Genomic DNA, 19303 nt, shown 5'->3' with positions numbered 1-19303 from the left:
CCGGTTTCGATTCCCAGCAGCTCGGGGCCGATCGCGCGCAGCTGGTCCTCATCCGTCTCGCCCGTGCCCCAGGAAGCGCACGCCCGCAGCTCTCAACCCCGCTTCGTTGTAGGCCTTGACCATCGCATAGGTGGCCGGCCCGCCCGGACCGAAGACATAGAGCGCGTCCGGCTTGAGTGCTTTCACGCGCTGCATCAGGGGGCCGAAGTCCGTCGTCTTCAGCGGCGCACGGATTGCTTCAAGCACCTTGCCCCCGCCGGCAACGAAAGCGGTGTTAAAGGCTTTCTCGGCGTCGAGGCCGGGACCGAAGTCGCTGACCAGGGATACGACGTTCTTGACGTTCTTCTCGAGCGCGTACTTGGCCACCGGCACGGCCATCTGCGGCAGCGTGTACGAGGTCCGCAAGAGGGTAGTCGGACTTTTCAAGAAGCGACGAGGTCGACGCATTGAAGATCACGACGGGCACCTTCGCCTCCTGCGCAAGCGCGGCGACAGCCAGCGTATCGGGCGTGAAATACAAGCCCGCGATGTACTGCGCGCCTTCCTTGATGATGAGTTCCTGCGCCAGTGCCTTGGCCTGCGCGGGATTGATCTCCGGCAGGTCGCGGTAGATCACCTCGATCGTGTGTCCGCCCGCAGTGGTGCCGTTGAGCTTTTGGTAGGCCTTGGTGGCGCCCTCCCAGGTCTGCCCGACCGCTGAGAACGGTCCGGACATGGGGGCGATCACACCCACCTTGATGACATCGGCGCGGCTTTGGAAGGCGAACGTCGCGAGTGAGACCGCCATCGCGGCCATGAGTTTGAGGGTCATGTTCTTCTCCAGGGTGGTGCGGGTCGCTGGCGAGCCATGCGCCCGGGTATTGACAAGAGGTGGGGACGGGAATCGTGGGGCGCGGGCCGGCTTCAGGGCGGCTCGGCGTGCGACTGCGCTGCTGCAGTCGCCTGCAGGGCGTCGTCGCGGGACATCAACGTCGCGTACTTCTGTTGCATGTCGAACAGATTGGCTTCGTGCGCCCGCAGTGACCGGTCGCCCACGCAATCTGTGACGACGAGAGGACGAAAACCGTGGCACATGGCATCGACCACGCTGGCACGGACACACCCGCTGGTTGTGCATCCCGCGATCAGCAAAGTCTGCACCCCGCGCTGGGAAAACCAGGAAGCCAGTGAAGTCCCGAAGAACGCCGACGGGTGGATCTTGCGCAGCACGAGTTCACCGTTGCAGGGCTGCAGTTGCGGAACGATCTGGCTTTGCGGCGCGTCCTCCCGCAGGGCGAGGATGGGCGGCACCTTGAGCGCGAAGATGTTGGCGTCGGCTCCATCGTCCTGGTACACGACGCGCGTGTGGGCGATCGGCCATCGACGCGCGCGTGCCACATCCAGCAGGCCCCGCGTGCATTCGATGGCTGGCTCGATGTTGCCGCCGCCGAACGTGAGCGGGTCGGCGAATCCGTTGACGAAGTCGATGATCAGCACGCCATACGGCGCCTTCGGCGTGAGGACATGGCCGAAGCCCTGCTGCTTGTAGATGTCCGGAGCGGTGCTCATTGGAAAGCCTCGTCGATGACCTTGCCGTTGCGAACCACGACGACGTCGTCGAGCTCCACCGTGCAGTTGCGCAATGGGATGTCAAGGTGGCAAGGCGTGGTGCGAGTTCCCCCGGCTTCGTTGTTCGGGCCCAGCGAGAACAGGAAATTGCCTTCGAACGCACGCGCGTCCTGCCCGGAAGTTGCCTCGCGGTCCACCAGGGACAGCGTGTGCCAGAAGCAGCGCGGCTGCATCCCCCATCCGATGTGCGCGATGGCGTAGGCCTCGGGGTCCTTGTAGGCCTCCATGAACTCGCGCAGCAAGGCAGCATCGATGTCACCTTCGATGCTGCGCACGAAGCCTTCGCGCAGACGCATCGTGATCTTGTCGGAGACGTAGTTCTTCTGCGGTAGCAAGATGTCACCGCGGTCGATCACGATGGTGCCGTCGCTGCCGCCTTCGTTGGCGAAAGTGAAGAGGAAACCGCTCGGCCAGTGGTCCCAGCGCCCGGGCTCTTCGCAGAAACCGTATTCGGAGATGGTCGGGAAGTCGCCGAGCTTGAAAGTCACGTCCGTGCCGGCCGGCGAGGTCACGTGCATCTTTTTAGCGGCCTTGAGCAGCTTCGACGCGGCGAGCACGCGTTCGCGGTCGGCCTCGGTTGGCACCGCCCGAACCAGCACCTCGGGCGGCTCGACGGCAAGAAGGATCTTCGTTCCCGATTCGAGGATCTCCATCTGCTCTGGCGAGAACAGCAGCAGCATCAAGTCCAGGACGATGTCGCTGTTCTTCATGGCCGCGAGAGCGACGGGGTTGTTGGTGAGCGGCGTTTCCCCCAGGTAGTTCATGAGGTCGCGGCTCGGGGCCTTCTCCGCGTTGATAGGCTGCAGCTCGATCCTGGTCACGACTGCGCCCGCGGCTTGAGCTGCAATGGTGGCGGTTTGAAGCGTTTGCGGATGGGTGTGGGGACCGCACAGGATCGAGACCTTCTGTCCGCGCTCCACCTTGCTGAGCTTCAGAACCTGGTCCCAGGCCTTGACCATTTGATAGTCGCTGACTGGCATTTTTTGTCCTTTGTTTGAAAGTGTCAGATCTGTAGGAGCGCCAGATCCTGCGGGCTGCCCAGCTTGAAGAGCCGGCGGGCATTGCCGTAGCAGACCAGCGCACGAGTTCGCTCATCGAGCGGCGCCCCTTCAATGAAGGTGCAAGCCTCGGCGGTGGACTCGTAGGGATAGTCCACGGAGAAGAGCACGGCTTGCGCACCGAGCTCGCCAATAGCGCCAAGCAGTGCCGGCGCGGAGCACACGCCAGATGTCGTGATCAGGATGTTGCTGCCGATGTACTCGCTGGGCTTGCGTGCCAACTTGATGCCCGAGGGATAGGCAGCGAAGCGGCTGTCGATGCGCCGGCGTTGATATGGCAGGGCCTCGCCCATGTGGCCCAGCAACAGGGTCAGTCGCGGGTAACGATCGAACACCCCGCCGAACAGCAGGCGCAGGGCGTGCCCTGCCGTCTCCACGCCCCATCCCCAGACGGCTCCCTGGAGCACCGGCATGCCTTCCAGCAGCGCCGGTGGCTGGCTGAACGCGTTGGGATGCAGGTAGATGGGCACGCCAAGCGCCTGTGCGCGCTCCCAAAACACATCGAATTCGCCGCCCTCGTAGTAGCGCCCCAGGGTATGGCCGTTGATCAACGCACCCTTGAAGCCGTGCTCTACGACCGTGCGCTCCAGCTCTCGCGCAGCCTCGTGCGGGTCCTGCAATGCCACATGGGCAAAGGCGCCGAATCGTTTCGGATGGCGCGCCACGCGCTCGGCGAGGAACTCGTTGTTCTCGCGTGCGCGCCGGGACGGCGGAAGCAACATCCGTCTCGGCCTGCACGCCGGGCATCGTCTGCGACAGCACGGCGAACTCGATGTTTCCGGCGTCCATCTCGGCCAGGCGCTGGTCGTCGAAGTCGCTCAGCCTAGCGTCGAGCCGAGCCACGAAGTCGGCTGGCAATGCGCGTGTGTACTTGGCAGAGTACGCATCGAAGCCAGGGGCGGAGAAGTGCTCTTCGAGCGCGATCTTGGGAGTTCGATTCATCATTGTCTTCATCGGGTTCAGACCGGGTAGGCCAGGGCTGTGTCAAGAATCTCGGTGTCGTGCACCACTTCGCGGCTGGCGATGAGCAGTCGTTCGCCTTCGCGCACAAAACGGTCGTGGTAGATGCCGGCGAGATGCACGGTGGAAGGCCCCTCGACGAGGGTCTGCATCAGGATGAAGGGTGTCTGCGAGCTGATCGTGTCGCTCGTCTCTTGCAGCACCCGCGTAATGCCCAGGACATGCAGCATGTGGCGAGGCGCAAACATCTGCGAGTGCGCCACGGCGAGCGCGCGATCAGTGATCATGTCCCGGCCCTCGCAATAGACGAGGCCAACGGGCATGTTCAGCAGCGCGTTCTGACGCGAGGTGATCCGGTATTTCGCTTCATTGCTGAAGAACTCGGGCCAGCGCTCCACGTCGTTGGCGTCGAGGACGGCACAGTACTCGACATGGAAGGAGTCGATCTCCGCCCGCAGTTCGGCGGCGCGACGGGGCAACACCACAGAGCGGGTGTAGGCGAGTTGCTCCTTCATGCTGCCATCTCCGCGACACGGATGTCCATGACTCCTCGGTAGTACTCGTAGAGCGAGCGGATGCACGACTCCGAGATCAGGTTGCGTGCCGTGCCCTGGTGGCCAGCATCGAGCTTGACCACGTTGTTATCCGAGGACGAATTGCGGATGCCTTCCTGCACGAACTTCAGCGCCTCGTTGTCCTCAAGGCCGAGGAAACCCGACGGACCCATCAAGTTGCCCTGGCGGAGGCGGTGCCGGGTCATCTCCGGCGTGTCGTCTTCGTAGCCGAACATCGTCCACTGCATCACCATGCTGTTGGGACCGTTCGGGATGATCTGACGCACGCCCATCGTGTTCATCTGGCGCTGCACAATCAGGTTCGGCCACATGGTCATCATGTTGGCGGACCAGGGCGAGTCGAACTCGCGCACATAGTCCAAGAACCGCTCGTCGCGCAGCCGAAGGTTGTCGCTGAACGAACGCATCTCCGCCTTGTCGTCGGCGGCGACGGTGGCATAGACCTGGTCGGGCTTGGACGATGCCATGTAGCCGTGGCGTCCATGTTCCTTGTCTGCGAACACGATCGACTTGATACCCGGCACGAGAAGGCCGAACACCACGAGGAACGAGTGCAGCAACGTCGCGTGATACGGATCCTTGAGGTTCTCGTGGTACATCTTCCAGTTGCACGGAAGCTCGTTGCGGCAATAACCCAGGATCCGGAGCTTCTTGCCCGAGAAGGGAACGTCGAACTCCTCGACAATCTCTTTGGTCATGTACTCCTCCAGCGGCGGGGTCTTGTCGGAGTAGGTGGCGAACACCACGCCGTTGCGCGTGGCCACGCGCAACTGGCGAGTCCCGTGCTCCGCGTTTTTGAAGTCCGATGGCATGCCGCCGATCTTGTTGATTCCGCGCTTGAATGGAACGCCCTGCAGATTGCCTTTGAGGTCGTAAGACCACTGGTGATAGGGGCAGACGAACTCCTTGGCGTTCCCGTGGCTGGAGCGGCAGAATTCGGCGCCGCGGTGGGCGCAGCGGTTCTCGAAGACGGAGATCGTGTTGTCTTCCGCGCGAACGATCACCACCGCCGTGGCGCCCACATAGCCGCGCTTGTAGTCGCCAGGGTTTGGAATTTCGGCTTCCAGGGCCACGAAGTTCCAGGTGTCTCCACGGAAGATCCGCTCGATCTCCTGGTCATAGATGGCCTGGCTGGTGTACACCCAGTCGGGGATGTTGTTGAGCGCGTCGGCGGGCCAGACGCACTGCTCCAGGGGCGGGTTCTTTCTGGCATTGGTGATGCCGATGACCGCCTGCGATTGATACATGGAAAGCTCCTTGGCTCTGAGAGGTGGTTAAACGATGGCCGCGGCACCGGCCTGGATCTGCCTGGCCCAGGCGCGCAGGTTGGTGGCGTCCAGCAGGAAGTCGTCAAGCTGCACGGGCAGCCTTTTTTCGAAGAGGGGACGAATGGCGCGCAGATCGGCGCCCGCATTCAAGGCGACGCCATGGAGCGGAACGCCGCCGCGATGGCCGATCCATAACGCCTTGCCTGAGCCCGGATCGCCTCGGCGCAGGTAGTCGAGATCCAGTGCCGGCAATCCAAGCATCTGGATGTTGTGTTTCCCCTGGTCGGTCCAGAACCAGGGCACTGCCGGCACGGGGATGGGCACGCCGAGCATGGCGGCTGCGGCAGTGCGTGCCTGATCGTTGGCGTTCTGCCAAGATTCCAGTCGCATGGGCGCCGCCTGTCCGGGTCGTTGCTGGCTGGTGCAATCGCCGCATGCGAAGACTCGCTCGTCGCTGGTGCGGCACAGCGCGTCGACCAAAACGCCACCTCCCGCTGCAATCGCCAGCCCTGCATCGCGAGCCAGCGAGTCGTTGGGCGAGAGACCGATGGCGACGACGACCTCATCGACGTCCAGATCGCCCGTATCCGTGGCAAGGCGGATTCGACCGCCGGGCAGTGAGTGGATGCCGCCAAGGGAGGCTCCGAACAGCAACCGTGCGCCGGCTTCGCGCAGCCCGGATTCGAGCCACATCGACGCATCGGGGGGCAGGAAGCGATCGAGCAGGGACGTCGCCCGTTCGAACACGGTCACTGATGCGCCCATGAACATCGCGGCGTGAGCGATTTCGAGGCCGAGGAAACCACCTCCCAGAATAGCGACCTGCGGTTTGCCATGAAGGGCAACGCGCAGCCTGCGTGCATCCTCTAGGGTGCGCATGTAGTGCACATGCGGATGGCCAGCCGGAGCCGATGCCAGTGCATTCGGCTCCCCGCCCGTAGCAAGAAGGCACATGTCGTATGCGAGCACCTGGCCCGAGGCAAGGCGGATCTGCCGCTTCGCGACATCCAGGTCAACTGCATCGCTGCCGTTCAGCAAGTCGATGTCGCCGAGTGCCCAGACCTCCTGCGGTAGAACGTCGAGACGTGGCTCTTCCGCCGCCACCAGGACAGCCTTTGACAACGGCGGACGCTCATACGGCTTGTGGCGTTCCCGCCCCACCATCGTGATGCCGCCGCGAAAGCCTCCCTCGCGCAGCGCACGGGCCGCGACTGCCGCCGCCTGGCCCGCGCCGACGATGAGAACATCTGGCGACGTCATCGGGCCCGGGGCGACAACACATAGATGTCGTCGCCTTCTCGCTTGACGGGATGGGTGCGCAGATCCACGGTGACCGGCGCACACATCGCCTTGCCCGTGCGAATGTCGAAGCGGCCCTGGTGCAGCGGACATTCGACGCAACCATCCTCCACGTAGCCTTCCGAGAGCAGCGCCGTGGCATGCGTGCACATGCCGTCGGTGGCAAAAAACTCGTCCTCGATACGAAAAAGCGCGACGCCCTGGCCCGCGACGTTGACGGTCTTCGCTTCGTCGTTACTCAGCTCCTGCGCTGAAGCAACCTTGATCCATTCCATCGTTCGATCCTGTCGATCTTGAGCATCAAAAGTAGTCAGTGTACTGACATAAATGGAGATTTGTCCCAAGTTTTTTGTTCGGGTTTCTACGGAATTCCGACGCCCCAAGATGGACTTGCAAAGTCTGTCTTTTTGCATCGATACGGGGCGCTCTCATTGGTAAAACGCACCATTTATGGAACATCGCCTCACTGTCTACCGCGCTTGAGAGAAACATCTTTCCACGCGAACCAATGCCGCATACACTTATGACAGTTAACTGACTTAATCGGAACGCCAGCGGGCTGACCAACACTTTGAGTCGAGGGGCTACGCGTGCGAGCCGGCCTCTCGATCCAAGCGCTGAACGGCGTGTGAAGTAGCTTTGATGCCGTCCCTTTGTGGGGAACGTGGCTGGGATGCTTGGGCGCGATCGATTTGGCTGGTTCGTATCTCGCGTGTCAGACGCTGCACAACCGGTACAGCTCGGCACATGGAAATCGGAAGGAGAAGAAAACTGATGGACCACGCAGACATCCCCGCGCGTCTGTTAAAGCGCGAAGGCATCGGTGCCAGAGTCCCGCGCAAGGAAGACGCGCGTCATCTGGTGGGCAAGGGCAACTTCGTCGGCGACTTCGTGCTGCCGGGCCTACAGGAGGTTGCCTTCCTGCGGAGCTCACTGGCCCATGCCGTCGTCACCGGCGTCGAGGTTCCCGAGACGCTGGCCGGGAAGGTGTTCCTGCGGGAAATGATGTCCGACGCGGCAGACATAGGCTCGCCGTCTTCGCTGCCCACCTACCAGTACTCGGCATTGCCGCCACTGGCCTCCGGCAAGGTTCGCCATGTCGGCGAGGCCATCGCGATGGCGGTTGCCCCGACGCGCGCCATGGCGGAAGACCTGCTGGAGGAGGTGGAGGTCTCGTATGACGAACTGCCCGTCTACCACAGCGCTGAGTCCGCCCTCGCCGCCACGAAAGAGTTCATGCATCCCGAATGGAAGGACAACGTGTTTCTCACGCTGCGGGCCAATCGCGACTTCGAGGAGCTTGCCGCGAAGGCCGAGGTGAAGGTCAGCCGCACGGTCGAGCTGTCGCGTCAGTGCATCGTCCCGCTGGAGGGCAAGTCGGTGCTCGCCTACTGGGACTTCCAGACTGATCAACTCGTGGTCGTCAGTGCGACCCAGGTTCCGCATCTGCTGCGTGTGGGGATCGCCCAGCACCTCTCGATGAACGAAGAGGCCGTACGCGTCGTGTCACCGGACGTCGGGGGCGCCTTCGGCTACAAGGGTCAGCTCTACCCTGAAGACCTGTGCGTTGCCTGGCTCGCCAAGACGTACCGCACACCGTTTCGCTACCTCGAAGATCGACGCGAGCACCTGATCGTCGGCGCCAACACGCGGGCAGCATCACTATCAGCTCACCGCCTATGCGGACCGCACCGGCAAGCTCCTGGCGCTGGACGCAGTCATCACCATCGACGGCGGCGCATATTCCTACTATCCCTTCTTCGTCGGCCTGGAGCCAGGACAGGCGATCGGCAATCTACCCGGCCCCTACACCTTTCGAGGCTATCGATGCGAGACCCTCTGCGTCGCGACCAACAAGCCCGGGTTCATGGCCTATCGCGGCGTCGCGCGCACGGGTGTCTGCTTTGCCATCGAACTCCTCATGGATGCGGTGGCGCGTGAAGTGGGGCGCGAGCCATGGGAAGTGCGGATGGAGAATCTCGTGCCGGCGGCTGCTATGCCCTATGTCAACGTCGCCAACAAGCACTTCGACAGCGGCGACTTCCCTGCAAGCCTGCGCCGCGCCGTGGAGATGATCGGACTGGACGCGGTACGCGAGCGCCAGGCGCGCGGTGAGCCGGACGGCCGTCTCATCGGCTTCGGCACGGCCACCTATACCGAGCAGTCTGCCCACGGCACGACGGTGTTCGCCAATTGGGGCCTGCCAGTGGTACCCGGCTTCGACCAGGCAGTCGTCAGAATGACAGCTGACGGCGGACTCGAAGTGCGTGTCGGCGTGCACTCGCATGGCCAGGGCATGGAGACCAGCTTCGCGCAGATCGCCAACGACGTGCTCGGCATCCCGGTGGCCAGAATCCGGGTGGTGCATGGAGACACCGCGCTGACCCCGTTCTCCTCGGGCACCTACGCCTCGCGCGCCACGGTCATGTCAGGAGGGGCCATCTCGGTCGCGTGCAAGGAACTCCTGCCCCGCCTCCAGTCGATCGCGGGCTACCTCATGGGCGTGGATGCACCGACCGTCGCGTTGATCGAGGGTCGCGCCGTGGCCGGCGACAAGTCAATCCCGCTGTCGGACGTCGGTGGCGCGTGGTACCTCACGCCGCAAGATCTGCCTGCCAACGTTCATCTCGGTGGTCTGGAGGTGTCGCGGGCGTACAAACCCAACGTTGATACCGGCACCTTCACCTATGCGACGCACGCAGTGGTGGTGGCCGTCGACACCGAAACCGGCGAAGTCGAGATCCTCGACTACGTCGTCGTCGAAGACTGCGGAACCATGGTCAATCCGATGATCGTGGAAGGGCAGACCATCGGCGGCATCGCGCAGGGCATCGGCACCGCCATGTACGAGGAGAGCCCGTACGACGACCAAGGCCAGCCGCTTGCTTCCACCTTGGCTGACTACATCCTGCCGGGCGCCACGGAAGTGCCACGCATCCGGATAGAACACTTCGAGACACCTTCACCGCACACCGAATTCGGTGCCAAGGGCGTGGGCGAAGGCGGCGCGATCGCACCGCCGGCCGTGATCTTCAATGCCGTGAACGATGCCCTGCGGGGCACAGGTGCCGCCGAGGTGCTGATGACGCCGTTGACACCACGCCGCCTGCTCACGGCACTCGAAGGTGCGAAGCGCGAGCAGGAGCACGCACGATGAAAGCGCCGAAATTCGCGTACGCGCGCGTCCTCGAGGTGGATGAGGCAATCGCGACGCTGGCCGCCGGCGCCGGCGCCGCAAAGGCAATGAGCGGAAGCCAGTCGCTCGGACCGATGCTCAACCTGAGGCTGGCGCGGCCCGCACAGGTGGTCGACGTCGCACACATTCCCGGCTTGCGCGCGGTAACCCGCAAAGCCGACTGGGTCGAGATCGGTGCTGCCGTCACCCATGCCGAGATCGAGGACGGCGTCCACGCGCCGCTGACTGATCATCCCATGCGCCAAGTCGCGCGCGGAATCGCCTATCGCGCGATTCGCACTCGAGGTACCTTGGGCGGCAGTCTGGCGCATGCCGATCCTGCGGCCGACTGGGTCGTGACCCTCGCGGCACTCGGCGCTCGCGTAGCAATCAGATCGCCGAGAGGCGAGCGCGCAGCCGAGGCCGACGCGTTCATGCTCGGCGCCTACACGACCGTGCTCGAGCCCGATGAACTCATTGTCGCCATCTCGGTGCCTTCGCAAACCCCCACCACGCATTGGGGATACCACAAGGTCTGCCGCAAGCCGGGGCGAGTTTGCAGAAGCCAGTGCGGCGGTCTATTTCGATGCTTCGCGAAAGTGTGCCCGGATCGTGCTGGGAGCCGTCGATGGCCCTCCCCTGCTGCTGCACACGTTGGCCGCGGAGATCGCGCTCAAGGGCACGGTCGTGGCGGGACGCGAGGCATTGCGCGCGGCCGTGCATGCGGCACTCCCCGAACGCGACGCCATCGACCGGAAACTCTTCACGGCCTGCCTGGAGCGCGCACTCGATCAGTCCGGCATCTTTGCCGGCCCAAAACAAGCGGAGTAAGAGACTTGGACCCCATTTCCATTCAAGTGAACGGCCGCAGCTTCAGCCGGCAGGCCGAGCCGAGAATGCACCTTGGCGACTTCCTGCGTGACGAACTACACCTGACAGGAACGCACCTCGGCTGCGAACACGGCGTCTGCGGCGCCTGCACGGTGCTCGTTGACGGCCAGCCCACGCGCTCGTGCATCACCTTCGCCGTGGCCTGCGAAGGCCGTGAAATCACCACCATCGAAGGCTATGAAGATGACGCGGTCATGCGACGGCTGCGGCAGGCGTTCACGCACCACCACGCACTGCAGTGCGGCTTTTGCACGCCGGGAATGCTTACCACGGCGCGCGACATCGTGCTTCGCCTGCCCGAGGCCGATGAGGCGTGCGTGCGTCTTGAGCTCTCCGGGAACCTGTGCCGTTGCACGGGCTACCAAGGCATTGTGGACGCCATCCTGGACGTCTTGCAGCAGCAGCGGGTCAGCCCCGACGCACAGTTCGAGCAACTGCGGCAACGATTGACCGCCCCGCGATCGGTCGCGATGACGCGTGTCGCCGCGGTGGCGCCAGTCGGATCGGCCTCCCCGTCCACTTCGAACTCCGCTCCATCGAGCAGCAAGTCGGCCGCGTCCGCATCGAGCGCTGCTGCGGATATGGCGGAAGTCGATCCGGTGGCGATGGCCAAGGCCAAGGCGAAGGGCAACGCGATTGACGTCCATTTCGACGTGCCGTATCCGGTCGATCGGGTGTGGGAATTCATGGGCGACTTGCCCGCCGTGGCTTCATGCCTGCCGGGCGCAACCATCGACTCGCATGAGGGCGAAAGAGTCAAGGGCACCATCGCCATCAAGTTCGGCCCGATGTCGGCGGCTTTCGCGGGTGCTGCTCGGCTGGAGCGTGACGACGCAGCCAAGCGTGCCGTCCTCCGGGGCGCGGGCCAGGACAGCTTGAGCAAATCGCGTACCCAGGGCGACATCAGCTATCGGCTCGAGGCGCTGTCGGTCGACAACACCCGGGTGCACGTGGACATGATCTACGCGCTGCAGGGGCCGCTCGCGCAATTTTCCCGCTCTGGCCTTGTGAAGGATTTCGTGCGCCGCATGGTGGCGGACTTTGGAAAACAGATCACCCGCAGACTGGGCGGGCAGGCGGTGTCGACCAACGAGCCGCAGCCCACCGTGTCCATGGCGGCAATGATGTGGAGCGTGCTCTGGAACCGCATCCGCGGCTGGTTGGGAAAACCGCCGCGGCCTTGATACGCGCCACGCCGGGTTTCACAAGCCCGGCGCAACGGACAGGTTTTTTCATCGATGCAATCTTCAACACCAGCCGGGAGCGAGAGCGACTGTGTATGGAACAGCTCGGAGTCGCAATGAGTTCCCTTCTTCATGGCTATCACGTACGTGCGAACGGGGTGCGGCTGCACCTGCTGCGCTATGGTGGGCAGGGCCCGCGCATGCTCCTGCTGCCGGGCATCACGAGCCCCGCGATCACCTGGGGCTTCGTCGCCGAGCGACTGGCTCGCCACTTCGACGTCCATGTCCTGGACTTTCGGGGACGCGGCTTGTCCTCGAGCGCGCCCGGCATGGACGCGAGTCTCGATGCCATGGTGACCGACGTGCTCGAGCTGTTGGGGGTTCAAGCATGGTCTTCCGTGACGCTGCTGGGCCATTCGATGGGCGCGCGCGTTGCGATTCGGGCGGCTGCGCGCGACGCCCGACGTATCGACAGGCTGCTGCTGGTGGACCCCCCAGTCTCCGGTCCCGGCCGCCGCCCGTATCCCGTGCCACTGCCTTGGTATCTGGAATCGATTCGGATGGCCATCAAGGGCGTCACGGCAGAAGAACTTCGGCCCTATGCGCCGACCTGGACGGACGAACAGCTGCAACTGCGAGCTGAGTGGCTGCATACCTGCAGCGAGGAAGCCATCGTGCAGGCGCATGCCGGTTTTCATAGCGACGACATCCACACCGACCTTGCCAAGTTGCGGACGCCCGGACTTCTCATGACGGCAGGTCGAGGTGGTGTGGTACTTGCGGAAGACTTGGCAGAGCTTGAAGCACTCGCGCCTGGCTTGTCCCATTGCACGGTGCCTGGCGCCGGCCACATGATCCCCTGGGACGACGAGGCAGACTTTCATCGCCAGCTGGGCGAGTTTCTGAAGGTCGACCTGCTGTAGCGGGCCCGGAGGCAGATTGGCATTCTATTCGCACAGGGAGGAGCCGATACACTCGTCGGCTGACACTATTGGCGATCTCGAGATGATGACGAAGCGTTCTCCGGCCCGAAAGAAGAACACAGGCAGCGTGACGGAGGTGCAAGCGGCCAAGCCCCCTGGCCCCGAGCCTTTCAATCCGCTGCGCGAAGTGATGTGGCGGCGTCCGGGCTTCCTGATTCGTCGCTTGACCCAGATCGGCCAAGCACTCTTCTTCGACCTGTGCAAGTCAGAGAGCATCACGCCGCTGCAGGTCGGCATGTTGACGGCGCTGTCGATGAATCCCTGGCTTGATCAAAAGGCCATCGGCAGGGAGCTTTCCCTGGACCGGACGACGACGGCGGAAGTGCTCAAACGCCTGGGCGACAAGGGACTCGTCGAAACGCGCGTCAACCCCGACGACCGGCGCTCGAGGCTTTCGGTGATTACCAAGGACGGCCTGAAACTGATCAACGACCTACAGGAAAGCATCCACCGATCTCAGGAGCTGTTGATCCAGCCGCTGTCCCCAGAAGATCGCGCTGTCTTCATGAAACTGCTGGTCCAACTCGTGGATGCACACGAAAAGATGGACAAGCAAGGCTAGTCCTTCAGGTTCATACCGAGTGGCCTCCTGCCGCCCGGCCGGTGCCTTCTGTTGGGCCCAGCCGTATTTCCCGACTACTTTGGAATTGCTGCAAGAAGCAAGATCGAGATGAGCTACACCGCCCCCCTCAAGGACATGCTGTTCGACATCGAGCACCTGGCCAACATCGGCGAGATTGCCAGGCTGCCCGGCTTCGAGGACGCCGGCCTCGAGACCGCGCAGGCCGTGCTCGAGGAATGCGCGCGCTTCAACCAGGACGTGATCGCGCCGCTCAACGTCGCGGGCGACCGCAATCCCTCGTCGTTCAAGGACGGCGAGGTCACGACCACGGCCGGCTTCAAGGACGCCTTCGCGCAGTACGTGTCGGGCGGCTGGCAGGGCCTGCAGCATCCGGCCGACTTCGGCGGCCAGGGCCTGCCCAAGACCATCGGCGCCGCCTGCGGCGAGATGCTCAATTCGGCCAACATGAGCTTCGCGCTGTGCCCGCTGCTCAGCGACGGCGCCATCGAGGCGCTGCTGACCGCGGGCTCCGACGAGCTCAAGGCCACCTACCTCGAGAAGCTCGTGAGCGGCCAGTGGACCGGCACGATGAACCTCACCGAGCCGCAGGCCGGCAGCGACCTCGCGCTGGTGCGCAGCCGCGCCGAGCCGCAGCCCGACGGCAGCTACAAGGTCTTCGGCACCAAGATCTTCATCACCTACGGTGAGCACGACATGGCCGAGAACATCGTGCACCTCGTGCTGGCGCGCGTGAGCGGCGCGCCCGAGGGAGTGAAGGGAATCAGCCTGTTCGTGGTGCCGAAGTTCCTGCTGAACGCCGACGGTTCGCCTGGCGCGCGCAACGACGTGCACTGCGTGAGCATCGAGCACAAGATGGGCATCAAGGCCTCGCCGACCGCGGTGCTGCAGTACGGCGACCACGGCGGCGCCGTCGGCTATCTCGTGGGCCAGGAGAACCGCGGCCTCGAGTACATGTTCATCATGATGAACTCGGCCCGCTACGCGGTGGGCATGCAGGGCATCGCGATCGCCGAGCGCGCCTACCAGCATGCGGTGGCCTATGCCCGGGAGCGCGTGCAGAGCCGCCCGGTCGACGGCTCGATCAATGCGAGCGCGGCGATCATCCATCACCCCGACGTGAAGCGCATGCTGATGACCATGCGTGCCTACACCGAAGGCTGCCGCGCCATGGCCAGCGTGGCCGCCGCGGCCTACGACGCCGCGCACCACCATCCCGATGCCGACGCGCGCAAGCAGAACCAGGCCTTCTACGAATTCATGGTGCCGCTGGTCAAGGGCTACAGCACCGAGATGAGCCTCGAGGTGACCTCGCTGGGCGTGCAGGTGCATGGCGGCATGGGCTTCATCGAGGAGACCGGCGCGGCGCAGTACTACCGCGACGCGAAGATCCTCACGATCTACGAAGGCACGACCGCGATCCAGGCCAACGACCTCGTGGGCCGCAAGACCGCGCGCGGCGGCGGCCAGACCGCCAAGGCCATCGCCGCGCAGATCGAGAAGACCGAGGCCGAGCTCGCGAAGAGCGACAGCGCCGCCGCCAAGGCCGTGCTCAAGCGCCTGAAGGCCGCGCGCGAGGCTTTCGTCGAGGTGGTGGATTTCTTCGCGGGCCAGACCAAGGCCTCGCCCAATGCGGTGTTCGCGGGCAGCGTGCCCTACCTGATGCTCGCGGGCAACCTGGTGGCCGGCTGGCAGCTCGCGCGTTCGCTGATCGTGGCGCAGGACCAGGCCTCGCACAACGTCGACGTCGACTTCATGCAGGCCAAGATCACCACGGCGCGGTTCTATGCCGAGCACATCCTCGCGAAGGCGCCGGGCCTGCGCGACAGCATCGTCGACGGCGCCGAGAGCGTGAACGCGCTGGCGCTCGAGGCCTACTGATGACTTGCAGACAGCTTCGTTCGAGGCAGCGTCTATGAAGACGGCGCTGTATGGGGCTGTATCGAGGCTTGTGGTGGCATGTCACCCACCCCACCATCCACTTTGCTATGGCACTGCGCCGCCGGCGCCGCTGTTCGCCGGCGCGAGACGGGCTCAGCGCTCAATGGCTGGGGTAGTTTTCGGTCATGACCACGATCAACCGAGCCAAGTGACGGCCCGTACTGACATAGGTATGCCCGATTCGACTGTCAAAGTAGAGCGAATCACCTCGGGCGAGTTGGATGCAACGACCGTTTTCGAAATGAACGTCGACCTCTCCGCGCAGTGCATAGACGAATTCTTCGCCATCGTGTCGAGCGAAATCGTCCGGCCCGTCGATGCTGCGGGCATGGATGGTGGCCAAAACTGGTCGCATAGTCTTCCCTAGTGCTGTGGCACCCAGAAACTCGTAGGACACGTTTAGACCTTTGTAGCTCACGCCTTCGCTTGCACGCGTGAGCACCGGTTCGGCCAGCGGGCCCTGCTGTTTGCCGTCCTCCGCGAAGAGCGTGCCCATGTCTATGTTCAGCGCCTGCGCCAACGCCGAGATGTTGTCGTAACCCAAGGCCAGTTGACCGCGTTCAGCGCGCGAGATAGTGGGGATGGAGACGCCAGACAGATCAGACACCTTTTGCAGGGTCCACCCGAACTGCTTGCGCGCCAAGCGCAGACGCTTGCCGAATGTCACGCGGTCCAGCGTGACCGTCGTGGGCGCCGCCGATGGACGCGTTTCGAGATGCGGTTTCAAGTAGTGCTCGAGGGGCTGGGCAGCGTCAAGTTTAAATCGGATCGCTGGCTATAAAAATTTGCATATATGAAAAAAGAGCCTTAGCATTCGCGCACCGCCCAGCAGCCGCCGGGCGACCCTCTCTGTATCGAAGCACGCTGGGACGTGTTCATATCCAATGCACAAATCGGAGTTCATGGTGCTTGGCGCGGGTATCGTTGGTGTCAGCACCGCCCTTGCCCTGCAGGAACGCGGCCATGCGGTCGTGCTGGTGGATCCCCATGGGCCCGGCACCCGAGCTTCGTACGGCAATGCGGGACTGATCCAGCGAGAGGCGGTAGAGCCCTATGGTTTTCCGCAAGACCTCGCCACGCTGCTGCTCGCGGCGGTTGGCCGCTCCAACGCCATCTACTATCACTTCAAAGCCTTGCCAAGCCTGGTGGCACCACTGCTGCGCTACTGGCGCCATTCGCGACCTGGTCCCTATGCACGCGCAGTGGCGGCTCACAGCAGCCTCATTGCCCACTCCACTGAGGCACATGCACCCCTGATCGCAGCGGCCGGCGCCGACGCGCTGATCGGCAAGCAAGGCTGGCACCAAGCCTTTCGCAGTGTCAACCGCCTTGCCAAGGCGGTTGCCGATGTCCAGCGAATACGCGCGAACTACGGATTGAACTGCCAGGTAATGGACGGCGAAGAATTGGCGGCCGCAGCGCCTGCGCTCAAACAAAGGATGGCCGGCGCCGTCCTCTGGGAGGACGCATGGAGCGTGTCCAACCCCGGTGAATTGGTGCGGCGCTACGCCCGTCTGTTCGAGCGTCGCGGCGGGACCATCCTCCGCGAGGACGCGAATTCGCTGCGCAGCGATGGCGCCGGATGGGCCGTGGGTGCGACGGACGTGGGATCGTCGTTGACCTCTGCTCAGGTGGTCGTGGCCATGGGCGCTTGGTCGGACGCGCTGGTACGGCGCTTGGGGTACCGCTTCCCAATGTTCGTCAAGCGCGGCTATCACCTTCATTACCGGATCAAGACCACTTTAGCGAAGCCAATGCTCGACACCGAGAACGGCATCATGCTGTCGCCCATGTCACAGGGCTTACGCGTGGCCACAGGCGCCGAGTTCGCGCGGCTCGGGGCGTCCCCCACACCAGTGCAGATGCATCGTTCGAACAGCATCGTGCGCGAGCTTTTGGACCTTGGGGAGACGGTGGAGTCGCAACCCTGGATGGGCGCCCGCCCATGTACGCCAGACATGTTGCCTGTCATTGGCAAAGGCCATCTACACCAGGGCCTGTGGTTCAATTTTGGTCATGCGCACCAGGGACTGACGCTAGGGCCCGCCACTGCGCGACTTCTGGCTGAGCAGATAGAAGGCGGCGCGACCTATATCGACCACCAGCCCTTCGTCCCCGCAGCGCTTCGCGCGCTGACGGTCGGTTCACCAGTCCTCGAGAGAATCTATGCCGAAATATCCACACTACGACCTTTTGGTGCGCGGAGGCACCGTCATTGACGGATCAAAAGCGCCTCGCTTCGTCAGCGACGTGGGGGTGCGACAGGGCCGTATCGCTGCGGTGGGCGATCTGCGATCACACACGGCCGACGAGGTCCTGGACGCGACGGGCATGATCGTGGCTCCCGGCTTCATCGACTCGCACACGCACGATGACCAAGCGGTGCTGTCCCAGGCGGAGATGATTTTTAAGGTTTCGCAAGGCGTTACCACGGTCGTCACCGGGAATTGCGGACTCAGCGCGGCGCCGCTGAAGACCGACATGCATTTGCCCTCGCCCATCGACATCCTGCAGACTCCGCCGAGCCAGCGTTACAGCACCTTCGCAGCCTATCTGGCAGCATTGCGCGCCACGCCATCGTCCGTGAACGTGGTCCCGTTGGTCGGCCATACCACCTTGCGCGCCGTCGTGATGGATTCGCTGGACCGTGCCGCCACGCCGGACGAGGTGGCCCAGATGCGGCTGCTGCTGGAGGAGGCACTTGCAGCCGGCGCGTTGGGAATTTCAACCGGAACCTGGTATCCACCAGCCCGGCATGCAACCACCGAGGAGGTGCTCGGCGTTTGCGCTCCGCTTGCCAGCCACGGCGCCATGTATGTGACCCACATGCGACATGAGGACCATCGCGTCATGGACGCGCTGGAGGAGACGTTCCACATCGGCCGCACGCTGGGCGTGACAGTCCTTGTCTCGCACCACAAGGTCATGCACAGCGCCAACTTCGGCCTGACGCGCGAAACGCTGCCCTTCATCCTCGAGACCATGAAGAAGCAGCCGGTCTGCCTGGATTGCTATCCCTACACCGCCGGTTCCACCATGATCCTGACTGACCCGGACATGCTGAAGAACCGGGTCACCATCGCTTCTAGCGAGCCGCATCCAGAGTGTGCCGGGCGTGACCTCGACAACATCGCGCAGGAATGGGGTGTGTCCGTCGTCCAGGCTGCAGAACGCCTGCGACCCGGTACAGCGATCTACCACTTCATCGACGAGACCGAAATGCAGAAGATCATGGCTTTTGATGAAACCATGATCGGCTCGGACGGCATCCCCGTCGGCAACAAACCCCATCCTCGGTTGTGGGTACCTTTCCAAGGGTGCTGGGACGTTACTCGCGCGATCTGTCCCTCTTCCCCCTGGAGACGGCAGTCTGGAAGATGACCGGTCTGACAGCTCGCAACTTCGGGCTCCTCGATCGGGGCGAGATCAAGCAGGGTCACCATGCCGACTTGGTCGTTTTCGACGCCGACACGGTCAAGGACCGCGCGACTTATGAAAACCCGACTCTGGCGGCGGAGGGCATCGCGCACGTCGTCGTCAATGGGTCGCTGACCTGGAGCGCGGGAGCTCACACCGGCGCACGACGCGGCGCAGTGCTGTGCCGAGCATCGGCAACGGTCGAAGGCCCGTAGCCGAATCGCGCGCGGGGTCGCGGACTGCCAGGGCCAGGCGCGTGTGCCTGCGGCAACGCGGGCACTGGATACAGTGCTCAGCGGCCGCGGAAAAACCTCAGGGTTTCGACGTATGCCAGTTTGCTGCCGTTGTCTTCAGATTCGGCCAG

At 63.7% G+C, this 19303-nt stretch carries 14 protein-coding genes and 4 pseudogenes; 8 read left to right on the top strand and 10 right to left on the bottom strand.

Features of this window, described 5'->3' with window-relative positions; all coding sequences use genetic code 11:
* Positions 1-48 precede the first annotated feature (48 nt).
* The 9 genes and pseudogenes from ACHMXE_RS07445 to ACHMXE_RS07405 all read right to left on the bottom strand — a co-directional run bounded on the left by ACHMXE_RS07445 (position 49) and on the right by ACHMXE_RS07405 (position 7043).
* The gene (locus tag ACHMXE_RS07445) at positions 49-378 is read right to left on the bottom strand and encodes an ABC transporter substrate-binding protein (protein WP_395345196.1); all 330 of its coding nucleotides are present in this window, start codon (positions 376-378) and stop codon (positions 49-51) included.
* A complete protein-coding gene (locus tag ACHMXE_RS07440; RefSeq protein WP_395345194.1) occupies positions 275-811 on the bottom strand; it encodes an ABC transporter substrate-binding protein in 537 nt (178 codons plus the stop codon). Before ACHMXE_RS07440 ends, ACHMXE_RS07445 begins: the two co-directional genes overlap by 104 nt.
* 92 nt (positions 812-903) lie before the next feature.
* Complete coding sequence (locus ACHMXE_RS07435; protein WP_203208048.1) at positions 904-1548, bottom strand: isochorismatase family protein; 645 nt, start codon at positions 1546-1548, stop codon at positions 904-906.
* A complete protein-coding gene (locus tag ACHMXE_RS07430; RefSeq protein ID WP_203208049.1) occupies positions 1545-2588 on the bottom strand; it encodes a 2,5-dihydroxypyridine 5,6-dioxygenase in 1044 nt (347 codons plus the stop codon). The genes ACHMXE_RS07435 and ACHMXE_RS07430 overlap by 4 nt, the downstream gene beginning before the upstream one ends.
* Positions 2589-2611: 23 nt before the next feature.
* Positions 2612-3608: pseudogene (locus ACHMXE_RS07425) on the bottom strand (amidohydrolase family protein).
* A gap of 17 nt (positions 3609-3625) precedes the next feature.
* Positions 3626-4141, bottom strand: a complete 516-nt coding sequence (locus tag ACHMXE_RS07420; protein ID WP_203208050.1) for a nuclear transport factor 2 family protein — start codon at positions 4139-4141, stop codon at positions 3626-3628.
* Entirely contained in the window at positions 4138-5448 is a 1311-nt protein-coding gene (locus ACHMXE_RS07415; protein WP_203208051.1) for a Rieske 2Fe-2S domain-containing protein, read from the bottom strand. Before ACHMXE_RS07415 ends, ACHMXE_RS07420 begins: the two co-directional genes overlap by 4 nt.
* 27 nt (positions 5449-5475) lie before the next feature.
* A complete protein-coding gene (locus ACHMXE_RS07410) occupies positions 5476-6729 on the bottom strand; it encodes an NAD(P)/FAD-dependent oxidoreductase (protein ID WP_395345191.1) in 1254 nt (417 codons plus the stop codon).
* Positions 6726-7043, bottom strand: a complete 318-nt coding sequence (locus ACHMXE_RS07405) for a non-heme iron oxygenase ferredoxin subunit (protein ID WP_395345189.1) — start codon at positions 7041-7043, stop codon at positions 6726-6728. Before ACHMXE_RS07405 ends, ACHMXE_RS07410 begins: the two co-directional genes overlap by 4 nt.
* Positions 7044-7542: 499 nt before the next feature.
* Here ACHMXE_RS07405 and ACHMXE_RS07400 point away from each other — a divergent pair.
* The 6 genes and pseudogenes from ACHMXE_RS07400 (at position 7543) to ACHMXE_RS07375 (ending at position 15462) form a co-directional block, all read left to right on the top strand.
* Positions 7543-9925, top strand: a pseudogene (locus tag ACHMXE_RS07400) (xanthine dehydrogenase family protein molybdopterin-binding subunit).
* Positions 9922-10774 (top strand): annotated as a pseudogene (locus ACHMXE_RS07395) (FAD binding domain-containing protein). The pseudogenes ACHMXE_RS07400 and ACHMXE_RS07395 overlap by 4 nt, the downstream one beginning before the upstream one ends.
* 65 nt (positions 10775-10839) lie before the next feature.
* Positions 10840-12018 carry a 2Fe-2S iron-sulfur cluster-binding protein gene (locus tag ACHMXE_RS07390; RefSeq protein WP_395347458.1) on the top strand — a complete coding sequence of 393 codons (1179 nt, stop codon included), beginning with the start codon at positions 10840-10842 and terminating at the stop codon, positions 12016-12018.
* Between the two features lie 116 nt (positions 12019-12134).
* Positions 12135-12941 carry an alpha/beta fold hydrolase gene (locus ACHMXE_RS07385; RefSeq protein ID WP_203208057.1) on the top strand — a complete coding sequence of 269 codons (807 nt, stop codon included), beginning with the start codon at positions 12135-12137 and terminating at the stop codon, positions 12939-12941.
* A gap of 82 nt (positions 12942-13023) precedes the next feature.
* Entirely contained in the window at positions 13024-13563 is a 540-nt protein-coding gene (locus ACHMXE_RS07380) for a MarR family winged helix-turn-helix transcriptional regulator (RefSeq protein ID WP_203208423.1), read from the top strand.
* 108 nt (positions 13564-13671) lie between these two features.
* Positions 13672-15462, top strand: coding sequence for an acyl-CoA dehydrogenase (locus tag ACHMXE_RS07375; RefSeq protein WP_395345187.1), 1791 nt, complete (start codon positions 13672-13674; stop codon positions 15460-15462).
* 160 nt (positions 15463-15622) lie between these two features.
* Here ACHMXE_RS07375 and ACHMXE_RS07370 read toward each other — a convergent pair whose 3' ends face one another.
* A complete protein-coding gene (locus ACHMXE_RS07370) occupies positions 15623-16249 on the bottom strand; it encodes a helix-turn-helix domain-containing protein (protein WP_395345185.1) in 627 nt (208 codons plus the stop codon).
* Positions 16250-16424: 175 nt separating this feature from the next.
* Here ACHMXE_RS07370 and ACHMXE_RS07365 point away from each other — a divergent pair, with 175 nt between their 5' ends.
* Together ACHMXE_RS07365 and ACHMXE_RS07360 are read left to right on the top strand one after the other, a co-directional pair.
* Positions 16425-17741 (top strand): NAD(P)/FAD-dependent oxidoreductase, encoded by a 1317-nt coding sequence (locus tag ACHMXE_RS07365; RefSeq protein WP_395345183.1) that lies wholly within the window; start codon positions 16425-16427, stop codon positions 17739-17741.
* A pseudogene (locus ACHMXE_RS07360) lies at positions 17689-19154 on the top strand (amidohydrolase family protein). The gene ACHMXE_RS07365 and the pseudogene ACHMXE_RS07360 overlap by 53 nt, the downstream one beginning before the upstream one ends.
* Positions 19155-19303: the final 149 nt, after the last annotated feature.

Origin of the sequence: Variovorax sp. UC122_21 (assembly GCF_044056785.1) — a bacterium.
GTDB lineage: Bacteria > Pseudomonadota > Gammaproteobacteria > Burkholderiales > Burkholderiaceae_C > Variovorax.
This window is presented reverse-complemented; position numbering and strand designations above follow the sequence as displayed.